General features: G+C 35.5%; 27 protein-coding genes. 19 read left to right on the top strand and 8 right to left on the bottom strand.

The window, feature by feature from the left end; genetic code table 11:
* Nucleotides 1-9: 9 nt before the first annotated feature.
* From OZP08_RS04960 to OZP08_RS04895, 14 genes are all read left to right on the top strand, one after another.
* The gene (locus OZP08_RS04960) at nucleotides 10-936 is read left to right on the top strand and encodes an ATP-binding protein (RefSeq protein WP_268848577.1); all 927 of its coding nucleotides are present in this window, start codon (nucleotides 10-12) and stop codon (nucleotides 934-936) included.
* Nucleotides 933-1076 (top strand): hypothetical protein, encoded by a 144-nt coding sequence (locus OZP08_RS04955; RefSeq protein ID WP_268848117.1) that lies wholly within the window; start codon nucleotides 933-935, stop codon nucleotides 1074-1076. The genes OZP08_RS04960 and OZP08_RS04955 overlap by 4 nt, the downstream gene beginning before the upstream one ends.
* 5 nt (nucleotides 1077-1081) lie before the next feature.
* Entirely contained in the window at nucleotides 1082-1255 is a 174-nt protein-coding gene (locus OZP08_RS04950) for a hypothetical protein (RefSeq protein ID WP_268848118.1), read from the top strand.
* A gap of 85 nt (nucleotides 1256-1340) precedes the next feature.
* On the top strand, nucleotides 1341-1982 hold the full coding sequence (locus OZP08_RS04945) for a DUF3164 family protein (protein WP_268848119.1): 642 nt from the start codon (nucleotides 1341-1343) through the stop codon (nucleotides 1980-1982).
* A 79-nt stretch (nucleotides 1983-2061) separates the two neighbouring features.
* Entirely contained in the window at nucleotides 2062-2685 is a 624-nt protein-coding gene (locus OZP08_RS04940; RefSeq protein ID WP_268848576.1) for a hypothetical protein, read from the top strand.
* A gap of 1 nt (nucleotide 2686) precedes the next feature.
* Nucleotides 2687-3094, top strand: coding sequence for a hypothetical protein (locus OZP08_RS04935; protein WP_268848575.1), 408 nt, complete (start codon nucleotides 2687-2689; stop codon nucleotides 3092-3094).
* A gap of 76 nt (nucleotides 3095-3170) precedes the next feature.
* Entirely contained in the window at nucleotides 3171-3410 is a 240-nt protein-coding gene (locus OZP08_RS04930; protein WP_268848121.1) for a hypothetical protein, read from the top strand.
* A 2-nt stretch (nucleotides 3411-3412) separates the two neighbouring features.
* Nucleotides 3413-3658: a DUF3850 domain-containing protein gene (locus OZP08_RS04925; protein ID WP_268848122.1), complete on the top strand. Its 246-nt coding sequence runs from the start codon at nucleotides 3413-3415 to the stop codon at nucleotides 3656-3658.
* A 1-nt stretch (nucleotide 3659) separates the two neighbouring features.
* Nucleotides 3660-3977, top strand: coding sequence for a hypothetical protein (locus OZP08_RS04920; RefSeq protein ID WP_268848123.1), 318 nt, complete (start codon nucleotides 3660-3662; stop codon nucleotides 3975-3977).
* On the top strand, nucleotides 3977-4108 hold the full coding sequence (locus OZP08_RS04915; protein WP_268848124.1) for a hypothetical protein: 132 nt from the start codon (nucleotides 3977-3979) through the stop codon (nucleotides 4106-4108). Before OZP08_RS04920 ends, OZP08_RS04915 begins: the two co-directional genes overlap by 1 nt.
* A 15-nt stretch (nucleotides 4109-4123) precedes the next feature.
* Complete coding sequence (locus tag OZP08_RS04910; RefSeq protein ID WP_268848125.1) at nucleotides 4124-4552, top strand: LvrA C-terminal domain-related protein; 429 nt, start codon at nucleotides 4124-4126, stop codon at nucleotides 4550-4552.
* A gap of 209 nt (nucleotides 4553-4761) precedes the next feature.
* Nucleotides 4762-5106, top strand: a complete 345-nt coding sequence (locus OZP08_RS04905; RefSeq protein WP_268848126.1) for a hypothetical protein — start codon at nucleotides 4762-4764, stop codon at nucleotides 5104-5106.
* The gene (locus OZP08_RS04900; RefSeq protein ID WP_268848574.1) at nucleotides 5106-5711 is read left to right on the top strand and encodes a hypothetical protein; all 606 of its coding nucleotides are present in this window, start codon (nucleotides 5106-5108) and stop codon (nucleotides 5709-5711) included. Before OZP08_RS04905 ends, OZP08_RS04900 begins: the two co-directional genes overlap by 1 nt.
* Nucleotides 5711-6043 (top strand): hypothetical protein, encoded by a 333-nt coding sequence (locus OZP08_RS04895; protein ID WP_268848128.1) that lies wholly within the window; start codon nucleotides 5711-5713, stop codon nucleotides 6041-6043. Before OZP08_RS04900 ends, OZP08_RS04895 begins: the two co-directional genes overlap by 1 nt.
* Here OZP08_RS04895 and OZP08_RS04890 read toward each other — a convergent pair.
* The 8 genes from OZP08_RS04890 to OZP08_RS04855 all read right to left on the bottom strand — a co-directional run bounded on the left by OZP08_RS04890 (nucleotide 6040) and on the right by OZP08_RS04855 (nucleotide 14077).
* A complete protein-coding gene (locus tag OZP08_RS04890; RefSeq protein ID WP_268848129.1) occupies nucleotides 6040-6555 on the bottom strand; it encodes a hypothetical protein in 516 nt (171 codons plus the stop codon). The genes OZP08_RS04895 and OZP08_RS04890 overlap by 4 nt on opposite strands.
* 19 nt (nucleotides 6556-6574) lie before the next feature.
* Entirely contained in the window at nucleotides 6575-7084 is a 510-nt protein-coding gene (locus OZP08_RS04885; RefSeq protein ID WP_281322887.1) for a phage virion morphogenesis family protein, read from the bottom strand.
* A gap of 1 nt (nucleotide 7085) precedes the next feature.
* Complete coding sequence (locus OZP08_RS04880) at nucleotides 7086-8837, bottom strand: phage tail tape measure protein (RefSeq protein ID WP_268848132.1); 1752 nt, start codon at nucleotides 8835-8837, stop codon at nucleotides 7086-7088.
* A 107-nt stretch (nucleotides 8838-8944) separates the two neighbouring features.
* On the bottom strand, nucleotides 8945-10285 hold the full coding sequence (locus OZP08_RS04875; RefSeq protein WP_281322888.1) for a PBECR2 nuclease fold domain-containing protein: 1341 nt from the start codon (nucleotides 10283-10285) through the stop codon (nucleotides 8945-8947).
* Nucleotides 10209-11570, bottom strand: a complete 1362-nt coding sequence (locus OZP08_RS04870; protein ID WP_268848134.1) for a phage portal protein family protein — start codon at nucleotides 11568-11570, stop codon at nucleotides 10209-10211. The genes OZP08_RS04875 and OZP08_RS04870 overlap by 77 nt, the downstream gene beginning before the upstream one ends.
* Before the next feature lie 55 nt (nucleotides 11571-11625).
* Complete coding sequence (locus OZP08_RS04865; protein WP_268848135.1) at nucleotides 11626-12072, bottom strand: phage protein Gp36 family protein; 447 nt, start codon at nucleotides 12070-12072, stop codon at nucleotides 11626-11628.
* The gene (locus tag OZP08_RS04860; RefSeq protein WP_281322889.1) at nucleotides 12072-13646 is read right to left on the bottom strand and encodes a hypothetical protein; all 1575 of its coding nucleotides are present in this window, start codon (nucleotides 13644-13646) and stop codon (nucleotides 12072-12074) included. Before OZP08_RS04860 ends, OZP08_RS04865 begins: the two co-directional genes overlap by 1 nt.
* Nucleotides 13646-14077 carry a transposase gene (locus tag OZP08_RS04855; RefSeq protein WP_268848138.1) on the bottom strand — a complete coding sequence of 144 codons (432 nt, stop codon included), beginning with the start codon at nucleotides 14075-14077 and terminating at the stop codon, nucleotides 13646-13648. Before OZP08_RS04855 ends, OZP08_RS04860 begins: the two co-directional genes overlap by 1 nt.
* A gap of 126 nt (nucleotides 14078-14203) precedes the next feature.
* Between OZP08_RS04855 and OZP08_RS04850 the strand changes: the two genes are divergently transcribed.
* Genes OZP08_RS04850 through OZP08_RS04830 form a run of 5 tightly spaced genes read left to right on the top strand, consistent with a single transcriptional unit; the run spans nucleotide 14204 to nucleotide 18333 of the window.
* Complete coding sequence (locus tag OZP08_RS04850; protein ID WP_281322890.1) at nucleotides 14204-15322, top strand: Clp protease ClpP; 1119 nt, start codon at nucleotides 14204-14206, stop codon at nucleotides 15320-15322.
* Nucleotides 15322-16242, top strand: coding sequence for a hypothetical protein (locus OZP08_RS04845; RefSeq protein WP_268848568.1), 921 nt, complete (start codon nucleotides 15322-15324; stop codon nucleotides 16240-16242). Before OZP08_RS04850 ends, OZP08_RS04845 begins: the two co-directional genes overlap by 1 nt.
* A 17-nt stretch (nucleotides 16243-16259) precedes the next feature.
* Complete coding sequence (locus OZP08_RS04840) at nucleotides 16260-16649, top strand: hypothetical protein (protein WP_268848141.1); 390 nt, start codon at nucleotides 16260-16262, stop codon at nucleotides 16647-16649.
* A gap of 20 nt (nucleotides 16650-16669) precedes the next feature.
* Nucleotides 16670-17914, top strand: a complete 1245-nt coding sequence (locus OZP08_RS04835; RefSeq protein WP_268848142.1) for a DUF2586 family protein — start codon at nucleotides 16670-16672, stop codon at nucleotides 17912-17914.
* Nucleotides 17914-18333: a hypothetical protein gene (locus OZP08_RS04830; protein ID WP_268848143.1), complete on the top strand. Its 420-nt coding sequence runs from the start codon at nucleotides 17914-17916 to the stop codon at nucleotides 18331-18333. The genes OZP08_RS04835 and OZP08_RS04830 overlap by 1 nt, the downstream gene beginning before the upstream one ends.
* Nucleotides 18334-18357: the final 24 nt, after the last annotated feature.

Raw genomic sequence — 18357 nt, 5'->3', positions numbered from 1 at the left:
TTTAAATCTATGGCAAAGTTAACACAAATTCAAAAACTAGACCTAATACCCTCAGCAATTGAAGTGTATTTATCGGACAACTCCACTACACAGGTGGCATTGGCAAAATTAGCAGGAATTGATAAAGCCTACGTGAACCAAATAGCAAAATCTAATGAGTTTATTGGTAAAGCAAAAATTGCTGACAAATATTATGAAGCAATAGCTTTGGTTATTGGTTTTAAGTTAGAAAAAACCTATTGGCAACACTTCAATACGTTCAATTTCAAACAATCGATTATCACTTTTGAAAAAGCACGTGAAAAGAAAATCAGGTTAGGAGTTGATGGTGATACAGGACTAGGCAAAAGTTATGCGGCCGATATGTTTAAAAGAAAACATCCTGCACATGTATTCCTAGTTAAGTGTTCAGGCATAGAAAATTCAAAAGAGTTTGCTATCAATTTGGCAACTGAAGCTGGAGTAACCACCACAGGAACTAAAGGCGCAATTATCAAAAGAGCTTGTGAGAAAATCAAAAATCTAGGTAATAACCCAATATTGATTATTGACGAATTCGAGAACTCAAAAGCAGGCAACATTCCAACCGTTAAAACTATTGCAGACGAATTACAAGGCTATGCTTCAGTAGTGGTTATTGGTATTGATGTGCAAAAAATGCTAAAAAAAGCAGCAGATAGTCGTAAAAATGGCTTTGTACAAACTAATCGCCGCTGGTCATTTGGATGGACAAACTTAGATCCATCAATTAGCGAAGACATTGAATGTATTTGCAACGAATTAGGAATAATCAACAAACCTGCTATCAACTGGCTTAAAGCACGTGTAAAAGACTTCGATAGTCTTAAAAATATCATTACCACGGCACTTGAAGAAGCTGAAATATCAGGTCAAGAAGTTACCATCTCAATGTTAAATGATTTATACCCATTATGATAACAGTTTATAACCCAACACAGCGAATCCTTATTGTAAAAAACAAAAAAGGAAAAATAGTAAAAGCCTTTGGAGGTGATATTGCAACCGAAAAGTGGAATGAAAAGTTAAATAGCTGGATTAATAAACGTAAAAATTAAACTTAATGAAAGTATCAAAACAATGGCTTGAAACCAAAATTAAAGAACTAAATGATTGGCTTTTTGCAAACGAAAAAGGAATTCATTTTGAATTTACTCACAAAAAACGCAGTCGAGATTATTATGTAAACAAGCTAATAGAACTCGAAGAAAACCAACTAATGTCAATAAAAGTATGAGTAAAAGAAGTGGACACCCACTGGCCAGTAGAAGGCGACACTTTAGAACTGATAGAACACAATTTTAATTAATAAAATAAGAAAAATGGAAACTACGAAACCAATTGCTGAAATGACAGCATCAGAATTAAGAGAATTAGCAAAACAAAAAGAAGCCGCAGAACAATCACAGCAAATACAGCGTAAAAAAGCTTATGATACTGATAAAGAAAACTTTTTAAACGAGGTTGCAACAAAGTTTACAGAGGTAAAAAAGATTCTATTCTCACTTAAAAATGATACGATTAGCCACTCCGAAAACTTCAATGCTTTGAAGTATCATCTAGAAGACAAAGCGGTTAAAGAAGCTAAGAGTTTCGAACTTAAAAATGACCGTGTAAAAATAGTAGTCGAAAACCAAGACAAGTTTGATTTTAACGACAGTGCCATTGTACACATCAATGCTATCAAGGACATTTTTAGAGACAAATTCGAGGCGAGAAATAAAGGTTTTTATAACCTTTTGGATAGCATTCTTATGAAAAACTCAAAAGGCGAATATGATGCTAAATTATTAAACAAGGCACGCCGTCAAGCTAAAGAATTAGGAGATGAAGCCTTGATGGATGAGTTTGACAAATTGAATGATTGCTTAGTGGTGGTAGGAACTGCGAAGTATGTGAGGGTTTATACCAAGGACGATAAGAACCGATGGAAAGATGTTTCTCTGAGCTTCTCAAGCTTGTAAAAATTGAATACACAATCCCGAAAGGCATGCGCTTACGTTCGAGTCGTAAGCGGGAGCGAAAAAATGAAAACTAGTAAAAATGAAAGCAATCGGAATCACACAGTTTCTAGAAAAGTCCTTCGATACATACGACATTGAAGGCGAATGGTTAGACAGTTTCGGCTTGATTGAAAAGAACTTCAAAATGTCGGTTACTGGCGATTCTGGACACGGTAAAACAGAATTTGTGGTTAAGTTCGTTAAAGAAATATGCTTAAAATTCAAAGTAAAAGCAGATTATTTCTCATATGAGCAAGGTCATTCAAAATCTTTACAAACCGCTATCCAACGTAATAACATGGAAGAAGTAAAAGGCAAAGTAATGTTTATGACAGGTGGTACTTTTGACGAACTTTTAGCGAGGTTAAAACGTAGAGCTTCTGCAAGAATTGTAATTATTGATAGTCAGGATTATTCTGAATTATCGACTAAACAATACAAATTGCTTGTCAAAAGCTTTCCTAAAAAATCATTCATTATCGTTAGTTGGGCAAAGAATGAAAAGCCAAAGAATCAAGCTGCACGAGACATCGAATATATGTCCTGCATCAAAGTGTATGTAAACAGCTTTAAAGCACACCCACGTAGTCGTTTTGGAGGAAATAAACCCTTTGTTATTTGGGATAAAAAAGACAGCACACCAGTTCAACAAAAACTTTTTTAAGATGAGACAACCGAAAAAACAAAGCAGAATCTACAACACTTTTAATGATTCGGATAGTGCTGTAAATAACTATTTCAATAACAAAAATCGTGTTGAAACCCAAAAAAAGGAAAGTGAACAATCCCTTTCGGCAGAAATGGAGTTGATTATGAAACGCAAACGAAGCACTATTCTAACGCTTGCCACACATACGGGCATAAAAGAGGCTGACAGTTGGACAAAATTCAATAATTGGATGATCAACTCCTCTGTTCATAAAAAAGCGCTTAATGCATACGATTATGATGAGTTGGACGATTTAACAAAACAGTTCCATGCATTGAAAGCCAACTATGAAAATAGTGCAGAAAAAACAGGGACTAAAGCTTGGCATCATGCCACAGGAATCCCGAAGCCATCTGATAATTAGGTATAAAAAAAGCCCTAAATAATACTATCTAGAGCCTCTCAACTTGGCGGTTGTGTGGCCCCAAAGATAGTATTAAATGGCTTATAATCGAGAAAATTTCTTAACAAAAGTTTTAAAAATTCAGGAAATTGCTTTGTATCACAACAAGCAAGGGCTGTTTTTTAAAGAAATATTCCATTTGTATATAGAGAAACAATTTCACATTAGTAAACGCACCTTCGACACTTACTTAGGTATAAATGCCCGAAAAGAACTCAAAGAATTAAAGTCAAAAAAGGAGCAAAACCAACAAAATCAACAATTACAACTCTTTTAATTATGAACCACGAACTAAAAATTCACCCTCAATTTTACAAAGATGTATTATTAGGGGTAAAGAAAGTAGAAGTCCGAAAAAATGATCGGAATTATCAAGAAAATGACCTTCTAATACTCAATGAATTTGACCCAAAAAAGGAAAAATATACCGGTGGTCAAATTAAAAGACGGGTAGATTATATCATTAAAGATGTTTTGGGTTTAGACCCTGAATATGTAGTCTTACAAATATCAAAACCTTTGTAAAATGAACATTGAAATTAAAATTTCCTTCACCCAATTAACATATTTAAATGATTGTTTCGCCGAAATGGAAACCCCAATTTCATCAGAAAGAGTTTCAAGAATATCATATAATATCTTATTTAATTTACATAAGAAGCTTTTAAAAAAAACCATTAATAAAATAGGTGTAAAAGATAAATTCAAATTATCTCTTGAATATTATGAAGGGCATTTTTTAGAGCAATACTTGTTACATAAAATCGAATATGTGTCAAAATATGAACTTGCATACCACTCAATTCAAAGTGTTATTAATGATTTAAACCAAAAATTAGCATAATGCATACTAAAAAGATGCCAAAAAAAGCACTCCGAAAAATGGAAACGATATTCGAATACGATGCACGATTAAAAAAAGAAGCTATCGAAATTTCAAAGAATTTCGCTCACACCAAACCAATTAAGTATTGACTAAAATAGAAGAATATGGAAGACTACATCACTTACGAAGTTACCTTCATTGAAACTAAAGAGAGATGGATATTTCAATACCGTAAATCGGATGAAATTTTACACTGTTTTATCAATTTGAAAGGCTCAAGCTTTATCAATTTGCTCCGAAAACAGACCTTTCCTGAAAATGTAGCAATGATAGAACAATGGGCAAAGTTTAAAAAAATAGTAACTATAGAACTTAAACTGGAAGATTATTCTTTTGAAACGTTTTGGGACAAATATGATCTTAAAAGAAAAAAAGAGCTATCGCAAAAAGCCTTTGAAAAACTGGATTTAGTTAGTAAAGTAAAATGCTTTACAGCATTAAAACATTATAACGAAGATTTAAAGAAAACAGGTCAAGCAAAGGCACATATGGTTACTTGGCTAAATCAAAAAAGATTCAATGACGAATATTAATTTAAATGCTGTTTAAACAATGCGGAAAACCGTAATAATTCGAGTAAATCTTTAAATAAATTTGCAAAATGAACCAACATTTAGAATTATTAATAAAAGCAGAAAAAAAGCAATCCTTCGCAAAAGGATTGCTTTTTGGTTTTACAATTGCTTCCGTTTTCGTAATAGCAATATTATTTTTTATATTTGATAAACTTTAAACTACAAAAATGAAAAAAATACTAGCAATATCAGTAACGACGCTTTTTTTGTCATGCAATAATTCAGGAAAGACGTACACAAAATGTATAGAAACAAGTTATAACCTTAACAAAGAGGCTATAGACAAAGTGATTAGTGTCAATAAAACCGACGGAGGGTTTACCGTTGAAATAGTAAATAACACAATTAAAATTGTAGACAAAAACGGAAAGGAAACTTTGTTAAATGATGATAATGGGTATTCTGTTGCAAATAAAATGATTGGTGACACCTTAGTAATTGAAAGCTTGCCTACTGAAGCTACACCTTCAAACATTCTAAAATATGGTAATGAATATAAATTTTACAACTAATGAAAAAACTACTCTTTACTTTACTACTCATTCCAACGCTTTTAATGGCTCAAAATCGTCCTGATTGGGATTATGATGTGCGCCAGCCAATAAGTGTCGATTTTCCACAGAAACTACCATTTTACAATGATTATTTGCCATTGCAAAACACCTATTACGAGCTAAATGTAACATTGAATAACATTAGAAAATTGGTAACGGATAACTTGAAAATGAACCCAAAACAAAACGCTCCAAGTGGTTCAGGGTTTCAGTATGAAATTTACACCAATCCAACCCACAGATTACCGCTAAAAGTAAAATACAATACGTTTACAGCTTATGGGTTAGAAGTGGTTAAATCAATCGAAATAAATGGCGATTTTAAAGATGTAGCAACGCTTTTTATTTACATGTACGACACTAACTATTCAGTTAACGAAATGCCAATTAATAAAGCTACAAAACATTATAAACAAGATTACGCCTTATTTACGGTTAACAAAGAAGGTAAAGCTTCTATTGTAATATCAAACACCAAATACAACGACAATACAGCCGAATTTATAAAGGATTTTAATACTACAAAAGAAGCTTTAAAAATTAATCAAACAAATACGAATTAATGAAAGATGTTATAATTTCAATTGAAAGAACTTTAGATACTATAATTATTGAAACCGAACATGAGTTTTCAGGATACATTACAATAGGAATTGTAAAAGGAGATGATTTTTATGTTAAGTTAGAATTTACAGACTTGGACACAACTAAGGTTAGTTTATTAAACAAGTTGTTTCATTTGCCAAAAGCCCTGAAAATAGAATCTAAAATAATTTCTAAAGAACAATTCCCTATCACACATATTGTGGTTGAAACGATAAACGCAGATTCCGACCTAAATGTAACTTGGGATTGCCTTTCAGATGACCCTGATTTTTCTTTGGTTTTATCCTAATCAAAATCAATAATAAGTTTTCCTTTTAAATCTAGTGTATCATAATCACCCGCTTGGTATTTGTCAAGCGGGTTTTTTCTGCCCGAATAACTACACTCAAAAGTCAGTAAATAAATATCCACAATGCTGTCCATTTTATGGAATCCCTCCGAAACAAGCTCGAGTTTTCCCGTTGTTTCACTCTCGATGGTTCTGACCACTCCGTCAATGGTTGCCACATAGTCAAGAAACTTCAAACCAAGGTCACGATTCAATGAAATATTCGAAGTGTCACGCAATTGCTCGTAGCAACAATAAAGCGTTATCGTTGCCATTGGCGGGGAGCTTTTATGATCAACATCCCAATCAATCAATAAGGCATTTTGAGCGAACAATTCAAAATTTTCTTCGAACTGTTCCTGTCCAGCATACAAATCAATATACTGAACTGGATTAATGTTTTGTTTGCTAAACTTTTCTTTGTTTTCGACCTTTCCAAAAGCTTCTATTGCTTTTTTATAAAATATGTTCATAGTTTAAACCTCGTTTAAATTATTTTAAAATCTCGTTTATTTCCTTTTGTACCAATCGCTCCACTCTACGCAATAAAACGGCAGACTCGCCAATAAACCGCCTTTCCGGTAGTTTTATTTTGCGTTTTCTTCGATGTGCTTTCACAGTGCTCTCCCTTCCTTTTCGCTTTCGGCTATGTGATTTTATATTTACAGCGGTATTAATTTCTGCACCTTCATTGTGCGCCTCTGCGTAGGGAACATCTGTACCAATAGTTACACTGTTACGGGTTACTTTTATCTTACGAATAGAACGTTTCAAACGCCCGGACTTTACCATTAACGAACCTCTAGCAGCTGCTTTTTTTTGCGCTTCACTATGCCATTCTGGTGACGGTTTTCTCGCAGGCCAAGCCGTTACGGTTCTGTCCACCCAATTTTTACGAACAAAGCGCTCCTTACTGAAATTGACCGCTTCAATAGCGGCCATTTCAGGAAACTTTCGATACAGTTTGGAAAGTCTATCCAGTTTTATTAAAAAGTCTTGCATACTAAGCTGTTTCAGCATTAACAATCACACGACGCATCATTTCTTTAAACCATGCTTCGACATCATCTTTAGTCATTCCTGCATAAGCACTTTCAGCTACATTGATACCGCCTTTGTTAAATGAGTCAATACGAATGTCGATTTTTCGAATTTGATTGGCAGACCCAGCCACTCGGTTCACGTTTTCACCTTGCTTTTTCTTCTTATCGTCTGGAGCTAGCTTACCGTCGATAACAGGAGCTTTAAGCAACGGACTTATAGGAGCGTTATCTGCAGGTGAATTTGATTTAGGAGATAGCTTGGGGTCTTTTTCTCCAGACGTAATCAAATTGTTTGATTCTCTAAACTGTTTGATTTTATCCAGTCCTTTTTGAGCCAATCCTGTTGGGTCAATTTTAGCGGCTAACTCCAGTATTTGTTGTAATGGCTTGAGCAAAGCATCTAGCAAAACAACTCCTATTCGTTTTAAACCTCCTACAATGCCATCGGTTTGGAATGCCGATTTAATGCTTTCCCAATGGTCATAAAGTGATTTAAAGGCACTAACAACTAGACCTATTGGTCCTAAAAACAGCATTAACGATGCGCCCCATTCATCCCATTTTGCAATAGCAAGAACAATAATTCCAATTAATGTCGCGATTCCTATAACTATTAACCCTATTGGATTCATACTCATTGCGATATTCCACAACCATTGAGCGCCTTCTACAAGTTTAAGTGATTTGGCTACCTTACCAAGCATTGGAAATAATTCAGTTCCTAAGCTTATAATTCCCGATATTGCCATTCCGCCCATACCTAACGCTTGTATTAAAGGCATCCAACCGCCTACGCTTTCCGCAATAGAGGTCTGTATTTCTGCCACCCAAGTTTTAAAATCGGCATCAGCAGATTTAAACGACTTTAATTTATTAGGGTCGAGTTCCATAGTTCCAAGACCTAAAATAAAACTCATACCTGCATCCTCACCTGCACCTTTAAAGATATCAGTCAATGCGAGTTGCTTGGCTTGTGCAGTTGCTCCTTCCATTGATTTTGAAATCAATTGTACGGCTTCAAAAGAAGTCTTTCCAACCAAATCTTTTACACCTAACCCTATTCCTTTTAAAGCAGCTAGTTGATTGGGTCCCATTTCTTTTAAACTCAAATTCGCCTCCTTAATGGAGTCGATTGCTTTGTCGGAGAAAATACCCTGCTTACCTGCGTTGGTCATAATGGCCAGCATTTGAGAGGCATCCAAACCAAGTTCACGTACTTGTGGCCCATATTCTTTGAACTGGTCAAGCATATCGCCGTTTAGGTTTGCTCCTTTTTCGTAACCCGCCTGTAATAATGCTAAATTGCTTTCAAAACTGCCTCCAATTTGTTTAGTCATAGCATTGGCTGCTTTTGCAATTTCGATGCTGTCTTCGTTGAAAAGCTTGCTTATTTTATGAATTTTGGCACTCATTTCGTCTACATTAGAAACATCCATTTGCTGTAAAGCAGTTTGCGTATTGCTAATGTCATTTGTGAAGTCCAACTGTTCGGATACGCTATTAAATAAATCCGTCATTTGGTTTATTTTAATAGGGTCAAATGCTTCACCAATATTAGAAAATACTTTGATTTGTTTCATATTAAAGCTTTGCAGTTTTTCTTCCATCTTATCGGTTGCATGCGATAACTTCGCCTGTACTTGAGATAATTTGTTGTTAAACATTTTATCACCAAGCTCCATAATCAACTCTAATTTTGATTTTTTGCCCATATTGTTATTTTTTATATCTTTGTAATCAAGTTATTAAAGACGCCTTTCACGATATCGCTCACTGAAGAGGAATAGCACAGCAGTAAGGAACCATTAAATTGGGGGTGTTAAATAGCTTTATTCCTAACAAGAAGACCTTTGCGTAAGTTTAGGTCTTCTTTTTTTGCCTGATACCAAGTCAATACTTCAAGCCCATTGTTATTCAATTTACAATCTACTATAACCATAGTATCTTGATAGAACTTGATATAACGAGACTGGAATTTCCCTTCTAATTTATCGGGGTTATTATACCAAACTTCATCCGGACTATTCAATATTTCTTTGATATGCGGGAATATCTGATGTCTGTTTTCAATTGGTTTCACATACTTTCCTTTGGTGTGAAAATCGAAGTTCTTTTCAGTTAACACCATCTTACGGCCATAGTAGTCTTTGAACCCCATAAAAGCTCCTGATTTGTCCTTTTTAAACAATTCTTTTACATTGTCTGCAGTAATGCTTTCGTCTAGTGAAATAGGGTTTAAATCGAATTTAAACGAATCCCATTTTTTTAGATCATACTTATCTAAAGTCATATCGTTTAACTTTTTCGGCAGTCCTTTGATATCGCTGTAAAACTGTGATTTGGTAAATACTTCTTTCAGGTCACCTCGATTGATATTGAATTGACTTTTTGACCAGTTTGCATTGTCAGCGTTAAGCATTTCCTGAGCGACTTTACCGCTCATTACTTCACCTGATTTCGGAGTTTGGTTATATTGTGTAAACTCGCAGCGACACCCGTGACCATTTGGAGGAAATAACTTCATAGCTTCACGGTCGCTTAAGTTGAATATTTTACCATCCAGTTTGGCGTGTTCATTTCTTACTTTTGAATCTCCTGCAGTTTGATATTGAACATAAGAAGTAACCGTGTCCTTTTCGGCTAAAAAACGGTGATATGCTGCCGAATTTTGACCCACGGCCACCGAAAGATTATATTCAGTGGTTAGATAGTTTTGATTCAAATTAGCTACACGTTCATTAGCCAGTTTCTTAAAATCGGCTTCTGATCTAATTTCGTTTTTATCCTGGTCTAATAGTAAATCAGTCATGGCGGCCAAACGTGCCTCCGTCTTCGATTCCGAAAATTCAAAAAGGTTATATTCCATCAGCTGATAAGCCAAACTATCGGGCGTATTAAACCCTGAAATTGTGCCATAACCCGATTTTAAACCGTCAACTAATTGCAAAGCTTCAGCAACTATTAACTGTCCCTGTGTGCCTATTGTTTCCTCTTTGTTCCATACAGCAGTAAGTAATTTATTAGTTAAATCGTCTAGTATTTTGGTGCTTGCTTCAACTACAGGAGCGATGGAACCGCAGCACTTATGATAAGTAATCTCTTTTCCATGGTTTATCGCCTGAATGGTTATCTTTTTGCTCGGGATTTTGAATTGCTTCATTTTTTATAAGTTTTAAAATAGCCTCCATTATCGGTGCTGATGCTACAATTTGGTTATTTGATTGAGTTTGTTTTTTGCCAGTTATCGGTACGTTAAATGTTTTAGAAACCCACTCTTCGTCTACGTCAAATTCTTCCATAATGCCTTTTACGATTTCCCAAAACTTAGTTAGATCTATTTCTTCTTTCGATTCTATCCATTCAAAAATATCATCATCAGAAATGTAGCTGTAGCCTTGAATTTGTAACAAAGGCAATAATTCATCATTGATATTAAAGCCTATATTTTTCCTATCGGATTGACTAATTTTGAAATCTAAAGAGCGTTCGTGAACTTCGGTATTAGATCGATTGGCTTCATTGCTTCCTATCGTATTAGAACCCACTAACACACCTGAAATTTCAGTAGTATTGTATTCAATAAATTTTGAATACACATTGTAAGCATCGGTTCTATTAGCTTCGTCAAACTTGATAGTAGTTCCTTCAGGGAAAACACCTACTGAAGCTTCAGCTAATGCCAATAATTGCTTTTCGACATTATCGATGTGCGTAGAATTGCTATTATTGGTAGTTGCTGAAATCATCGGCATTCCAAACTTTTCGCAAAACTCAGCCCATGACTGTGCTACATTTCGTTTCCAAATTAAGTTTGGAATAATATTATTAATAAGTCCTAAAGGGTCGTCTTGATTAAGTTCAATTATCCACGGCTTATTTTGATCAGAATCATATTCTATAAAAATTTTATCTTTTGATAAATCAGGATAAATTCTTTTTTGACTAGGTACTAAGTTTCTTGAAGGTAGAACAGAAAATTTAATTTTCTTATCGTTAAACTCTGAAAACTCAATTAATTTAGTTCCAAAAAGTATAGCATCTAATTCAAGATTTAAATAGCGATAGAACCATTTTTGATTAAGTAATTTGGTTGCTTCTTCATTTATATCACCTGTTTTTTCATTTCTTATTTGAAATCCAACACTTAAAGTTGCTGTCTTTCTAAGGATAACATTTTTTAAAAGTGTTCCGTCCGTTTTCAAATCATCAACTAAATCAAAATAGCGATTGTACCGTGGTGTTTCAATATGTTCAATAGCGGTTAGTGCCAAACGCCATGATTGAATTTCTTTTCTAGAGCGGTCTTTGTATGATTTGGCAATTTGCATAATGATGGCATCAGCATTTCGTTTGCCTGATTTCAAAGGCAAAGTATCTGTTTTCGCTACAGGCGAAAAACCGCCCTTATTACGGTTGTTAAGTATTCTGTTTGTATTCTTTCTCATAAATTATAAAATTGCGCCTTAGAATTGAGTTTAAACGTGTTTTAAATCGCAAACACTACCACTTGTTATTCGTGAATGTGTTTTTGCTGCTTAATCGAAAGCTGTCCTTTGCTTCTCCCGTGCTTTCGTCTTTGATTAATGGCAGGTCAGCATAGCCTTTTCCTTCGGCTATTAATTTGAGCCATTCCATTACGTCTTGGTATCGGTTGGAACGGTGTTCTGGAATCTTATTGGGAGCGATGGAACAATACAAATGATACAAGGCACAATCAATAGTAATCATTACGATATAAGCGTTCCGGATATCAGTGGTAGCTCCATCAGCTAAAGTTGTAAATATGGCAGCCACATCATAACGCCCGGCTAAATAGTTCTTGATTTGAGCTATTGCCATTTCTTCTGCACTCAACAGCTTGGTTTCAGTGTAATTTTCTAGCAAAATGTTTTTGATTTCATTTCGAATCAATACAGCGTAGTCGGTATCTTTTAAAAATCGGCTCATTAGAATCTGTTTTTGTTATTTTTTATTATTTCTTTACGAGATGTGGCTTTAGGCTCAAATTTGGTTACGAATGTGATTTGATTTACTTCTACTATTGCAGATTGTAACGCATCGGGACCATCATCATTTGCGCCGCTTCCTTTTTCGAAAGCATATAGTTGTTCTAGCAACATATCAAAGTCAATCGATTCTTTGCATTCATCATTAAACCAAATATTAGCACGTTCAAAATAGCCCATCATACTTTCAATACGGTCGAATTTGCCGTCCTTACTTTTCTTGTCTGCTACAACTGGAATGTACCAACCACGCTCATCACCTTCAATATCAAAATCATTCACAAACTCATCTTGAGCAAACAAACCCTCAATTCGGTAGCGGCAATTGTATTTTAAGAAATCATTTTGTTGTACAAAATCATACAGCCATTTAGCAACATTCATTCTTGATGTTTTTCGAACGTAAGCGGCTAAAACGTGAAATTCACGTCCAATTTTACCCACTAGAATCATTGCCTTATAATCTCCTGCATCCTTATAACTTAAATCGCCATAGAAACACATTCCTTCATATTTGCTCCATTCTAACCTAGTTTTCCATTGGATTTGTTCGGGTTTAAACATTTCGCCATCTTGTATGTGTACGTGCATGTATTCACGCATAAAGGAACGATAAGGCGTTTCTTCATATTTATCCCTCCAATATTGGGCGTTTGTTTTTTCTGGCCATGTAGGTTCGAATGTGTGTAAATCTTTGACGGCTTTGGCAGTAACGATAAAGTGCTTTATTTTTCGTTTTGCCTTTAAAGCCTTTTCATTGATTTTTTCAAACTCTTTTTTCAATAAATTGATAATACAGTTTTTGTGAAAGTTGTTATTAGCAACAATAAAGCGTTGTCTCAAACCTCCTTCGTCAAAACAACCTCTTAAATCCTCCCAAGCCCATTCGTAAGCTTCACGTGAAAGCTTATCATTCTTTACTCTTTTTCGAGTATCAGCATCATCCATTAAGATATAATCGGGACGGTTTTCCTCCTCGCTTTCTCCACGGGGTGACTGACCGATACTCATTGCTTTGAATTTTACACCATCAGTCGTTGTAAAATCTCCATTTGTCCAGTCTCCATAATTAAATCGTTTACCGTAATCGTTTATTAATCGGGTATTCGATTTTAATTGTGCCTGTATTTTACCAATCAATTTTTTTGCTTTTGGGTCGGTTTGACCAATCAAAAGCATATAAAACAAATCTTTTGTGAAGTATAAAAACAAAGGGATTCCCATACCTAAATGCACACTTTTTGCACCTGATCTGTAAATCTCTCCAAGGACACTACATATTTTATTATTAATAATTATGGTCGCTAAATCCACGTGATAAGGCGCACAAGGACTTTTGGCATAGTTCGGAAAGTAATATTCAAACCATTTTATATAATCACTTTCAAGTCTTTTGATACGGTTGAGTTTATCAATAGGCTTTTCATTGATATCAATTGTTGTAGCTTTCTTAATTCTTACACAATGTGCATCATACTCCTTTATAAGTTTTTCCCATTTTGGACTCATTGCCATTAGCCTTCCTGATTTATTTTAAACAAAATGAACTGTTTGTGATATTCCGTAAATAAGACGGCTGTTTTGGGGTCTTGGTCTGCCATCCAGTTATCGAATTCTTTGAAAACTGAAAAGACAATTTGTGTACTTGTGCTACTTGATAGTGTTTCGATTACCTTATTAATCTTAGCGAGTGCATCGGCATCGATAAGCGATACTCCACCAGTAGCAACGGTTTTTAATTCCTTAATCAATATTTCGCGAATCTTATGAGGAGATGCCAACATTTCGGCACGCTTGTCTTCCCAACGTCCGTCTTTTCTCCATTTTGACAGTGTTTGTTCGGATACGTCTAGCTGTTCGGCAATAGCTTTTGCTGTCATTCCGTCTTCGACAAACATCCTTTCGGCCATTACTTTTTTTGCCTGATTTGTGAGCAAATTTGACATGTTTTTATAGTGATTTAAATGCAAAAATCCTTATAAATCAAGGTGCAAACTAAAATTGTTGCAACCCTTGCGAACAATTTTTCATACCCTATTTTATCATCACATCTTTGCTTCAAAGTTTTAAAAATGATTTTTCAAGTACAGCAAAACACGATAGCCGCATACGGTCAAATTTGGGAAGGAAACGGAATGGAGTTCGTTTCGATATTCACACAAATGGAAAGTCAATACAGTGATATTACTGTAAAGATTCACACCTATGGAGGTTCTGTGTTTGACGGAAATCTAATCTTTAACACTATCCAAAACAGTAAAAAAAACATTGATATACAAATCATTGGTATAGCTGCATCGATGGGTGCAATAATCAGTCAGTCCCGCAAAAATAAACCTCGTATGGTAAGAAATGGATATTTGATGATTCACGCCCCATCAGGTGGTACCGATGGAACAGCAACCGACCACGAGAATACCGCTAAACTATTACGCTCAATAGAAAAAAACTTTAAAACTCTTTTAGTTAATAGTACAGGAAAGCCTGAAAGTTATGTCGCTAAATGGATGGTTGGGGACAACTGGTTTGATGCAGAACAGGCGCTGAAGGAAGGTTTGATTTCTGAAATCATAGAACCCGAAAGCGATACTATAATCGCTAATTTAAACCCACAAGAATTAGGTGTACAAGGAATGTATTACCAATTCACGGCTTTACTGACTCCTAAAAACGAATCAAAAATAAATTTAGATCATACTATGAAAAAACCAATTATTGAAGCTCTAGCCTTAACTGGTGTAAATGAGCAAAGTTCGGATACAGCGATTATTGATGCTGTTAATGCAAAGTTTGCTGCTGAAAAGTCAGAGCTTCAAGGTAAGCTAGATGCCGAAATTAAAAAGCGTGAAACTGCCGAAGAATCATTAAAAGCCAAAGCCAAAGCAGCTATTACGGCTGTTGTTGAAGCAGCTAAAAAAGCGGGTAAAATTACTCAAGACCAAGTGGCTACTTATGAAAGTATTGCTGAAGCTTCAGGAATTGAAGTTTTAAACACTGTTCTTGGTGCTATTCCGGCACGCAATCCTATCTATTCACAAATACAATCACATGGTAAAACGGATGCAGTTTTAGGTCGTGAGGAATGGGATTTTGACAAATGGCAAAAAGAAGATCCAAAAGCCTTAGAAGCTATGGCCGGAAAAGAACCAGAAAAATTCAAAGAATTGTTTAACGCAAAATATAAAAAATAATGGCAGAATTAGTTGACGGATTATGGCTTGAGCAATTTGTAGAGCCTCAGCTTTTAGAAGAATTTAGAAACTATAAGGATGACTTTATAGGAACTTTCAAAGCGCCTTCAGAGGATGCAATTGATAAAGATGGTATTAAGTTCAATAAGTTGATTAATGAAATAAAATTTCATGTTAACAAGAGTACTGCTTTTGAACCAGTTGAAATCCCTAATAAAAAGGGTTTGGTTGAGTGGGATAAATTAGATACAGACTTAACTGTAGTATCTGATAAATCAATGCGAGCTTTAGCTTTTGATAAAGAAAGTGAATTAAGAAGATTGCATAATGAAGCCTTTAGAATGGGTGTCCGAGATTATGCGTTGAGAAAAATTGCTCCAAAAGCGAATACTTCAGGAACTCCAATTTTAAGGACAACTGGAGAAGATGATGGTACTGGTAGAAAAAAATTGAAGTATTCTGATATGATTAAATATTACAGCGTACTTGAAGGTTTGAATCTTACAGATTGGGCTCAAGCATTTATGATTCTTTGCGCTGAACACAGACAAGATCTTATTGAAGATAGAGGTAATACTAATAACATTCGTGATATTGAAATTGACTCTAATACGGGAGAGTTAAAAAGATTTTTTAAACTAAAATTCTTTGAAAATAATAGCTCTGTAAAATTTACTGCAGCTGATGCTCCTGTTTCTCAAGGTGCTGTTTCTCAAGCAACACATAGAAATGGTTCTTTATTTTATTATGCACCAAATATTGTACATCACATCGAAGCGGTAAAAGTACTTTATAAACCAATGATACAAGATACTCGAAATCCTGATCCCCAGTCAGAACTACGATTACACTGTTATGGTCTTACAGACAAAAAGCAGGAATATGGTGTGGGGGCGTTAGTTTCCGGTATTGTTACTTAATTTTTTATGTAAGTAAAATGATAGATAAAATTACACTGAAGCAAGAAGCTGATAAGCTTTTTGCTTCTACATCCCACGAAGTGTTGTTTGCAAGTCCAGCAGGCGAATTTTTTACGTCTGAAAAAATTGGAAGTTTGAGTATAAAGGCAGGTGAAAAGCTTATCAAGTTTGAAAAAACAGAAACAAAAGAGCTAAACGCCAATGACACTATTGCTAAAATCAAAGCGGTTACTTCATTGCAAGAATTGGCGGCGTTTGCAGGTGATGATCGTAAATCTGTTATATCAGTTTATGGCTGGAAAGAAAAACAACTAATAGAAGCTATTAAGGTGGTTGGTGCAAAAACCGAAGGAACTAACCCACCAGTGGCAGGAAACGGAAACGCAGACACCGACACCCAAAAGTAAATTTAAAACCAATTTAAACGATGGCAAATTTAGATGCTGCAAAAATAAAAAAAGGGAAAGTTGGAGCCAATAGGCAAAACAACGACAGGGGAATTTCAGGACTCATTGTGAGTTCGCCTGTCAATACTCTTTTACCGTTTAAAAAAACGGTTCAATTGTACGGTTTGTACGATGCCGAACAAAATGGTATTACCCCCGAATTTGACAAGACAAACAATGTAAACGTATATCGCCACGTGCGAGAATTTTACAGAGGTGCCGGTGAAGGTGTTGAGCTTAATGTAATGTTAGTACCTCAAACGGAAACGTTGATAACCATTACTGAAGATACTACTGGCGACAAAGTAAAACGTTTACTGGTTGATGCCGCTTACAAGGTTAGACAAGTGGCCATTGCTTTAAACCCAACGGTTATTGGTGTGGCTGTTGATGGATTGCCACCGGATGTTTTCGGGTCAATTCCAAAAGCACAAGGTACGGCCGAATGGGCTTATAATCAATTTATGCCAGTACACTTATTCGTTGAGGGTTATGGCTTGAGTGGCACGGCTGCAGTAGTTCCTGACTTGAGAGATATTGAAAATGTTGAGGCAACAAAAGTAACTATGGTTATTGGCCAAGACTGGCAATACGCTGAAACTAAAACAGGAATAGCCCAAAAATTTGCCGATGTAGGTACAATTTTGGGGATATGTGCGGCTGCTGGAATTAATCAAAACATTGGAGATAACGAGGCATTCAATTTAACCAATGCCGGAAAGTCTGCTTGGTTGGTTCCTGGACTATCGAACCATAAAACCAATAAAGAAGTTTATGCTGAATTGCAAACTTTTGAAGATAAAGGATATGTGTTTGGTATTACTTATCCTGGTCTAGCGGGAGTCCGTATCAATAACGACCACGTTTGCGCACCTATTAAAATAGATGCTGAAGGCAACATCAACGAGCATACAATTGCTTACGGCCGTGTTATGGACGACTGCGCTAGACAGTTAAGAACCGCTTATTTACCTAAGGTTAAAAAAACGTATCCGGTTAACGCAGCGGGTAAACTACCAACAGGTGTGCGTGTGAGTTTGGAAACCATTGGCGACAACATATTTACCGATATGCAGAACGCTGTCGAAATATCTGCGGGTAAAACGACCATTGACCCGAATAGTGATTTGTTGGTTGCAAAAGAGCTGAAGGTATCTTTTAACGTGCAACCTACTGGTGTACTGGGCTATTTAAACGGAACTATTAACCTTAAAGCTAAGCAATAATGGCAGAAATAACAAGAAACGGTAAAGCTTACGATAGTGCTGATTCAGAATGTTTCATTAATGGAGTGCCTCTTGAAATTACTTCGGCAACTTATGGTAATGAGCAAGAACATCAATTGAATTTTGGTCTTAGTTCGAATGCTAGCAGTTGGAGTCGTGGCAAAAAAACACCAAGCTGTACAATAGGTATTATGATGCATGACATCGTACCTCTTGAATTAGCTGCTAAAGGTGGTAGTATTTTAGATATTCCACCATTTTATATGATCATGACTTTTACGAATGAATATAACATCATTGTAACGGATAGGGTTTTAATGAAATTCCAAAACGAGGGCCGAGAGGTTACTGGCGAAATGGGGCTTAAAAAAGAATACACGATGTTCGCTTTATCAGTTGAATTGAACGTAGCGGCATAATTCCAAGTTCATTTTTTTTCATTT

Source organism: Flavobacterium aestivum, assembly GCF_026870175.2.
Taxonomy (GTDB): Bacteria; Bacteroidota; Bacteroidia; order Flavobacteriales; family Flavobacteriaceae; genus Flavobacterium; species Flavobacterium aestivum.
The sequence above is the reverse complement of the archived record's forward strand: the minus strand, read 5'-3'. Positions and strand labels throughout refer to the sequence as shown.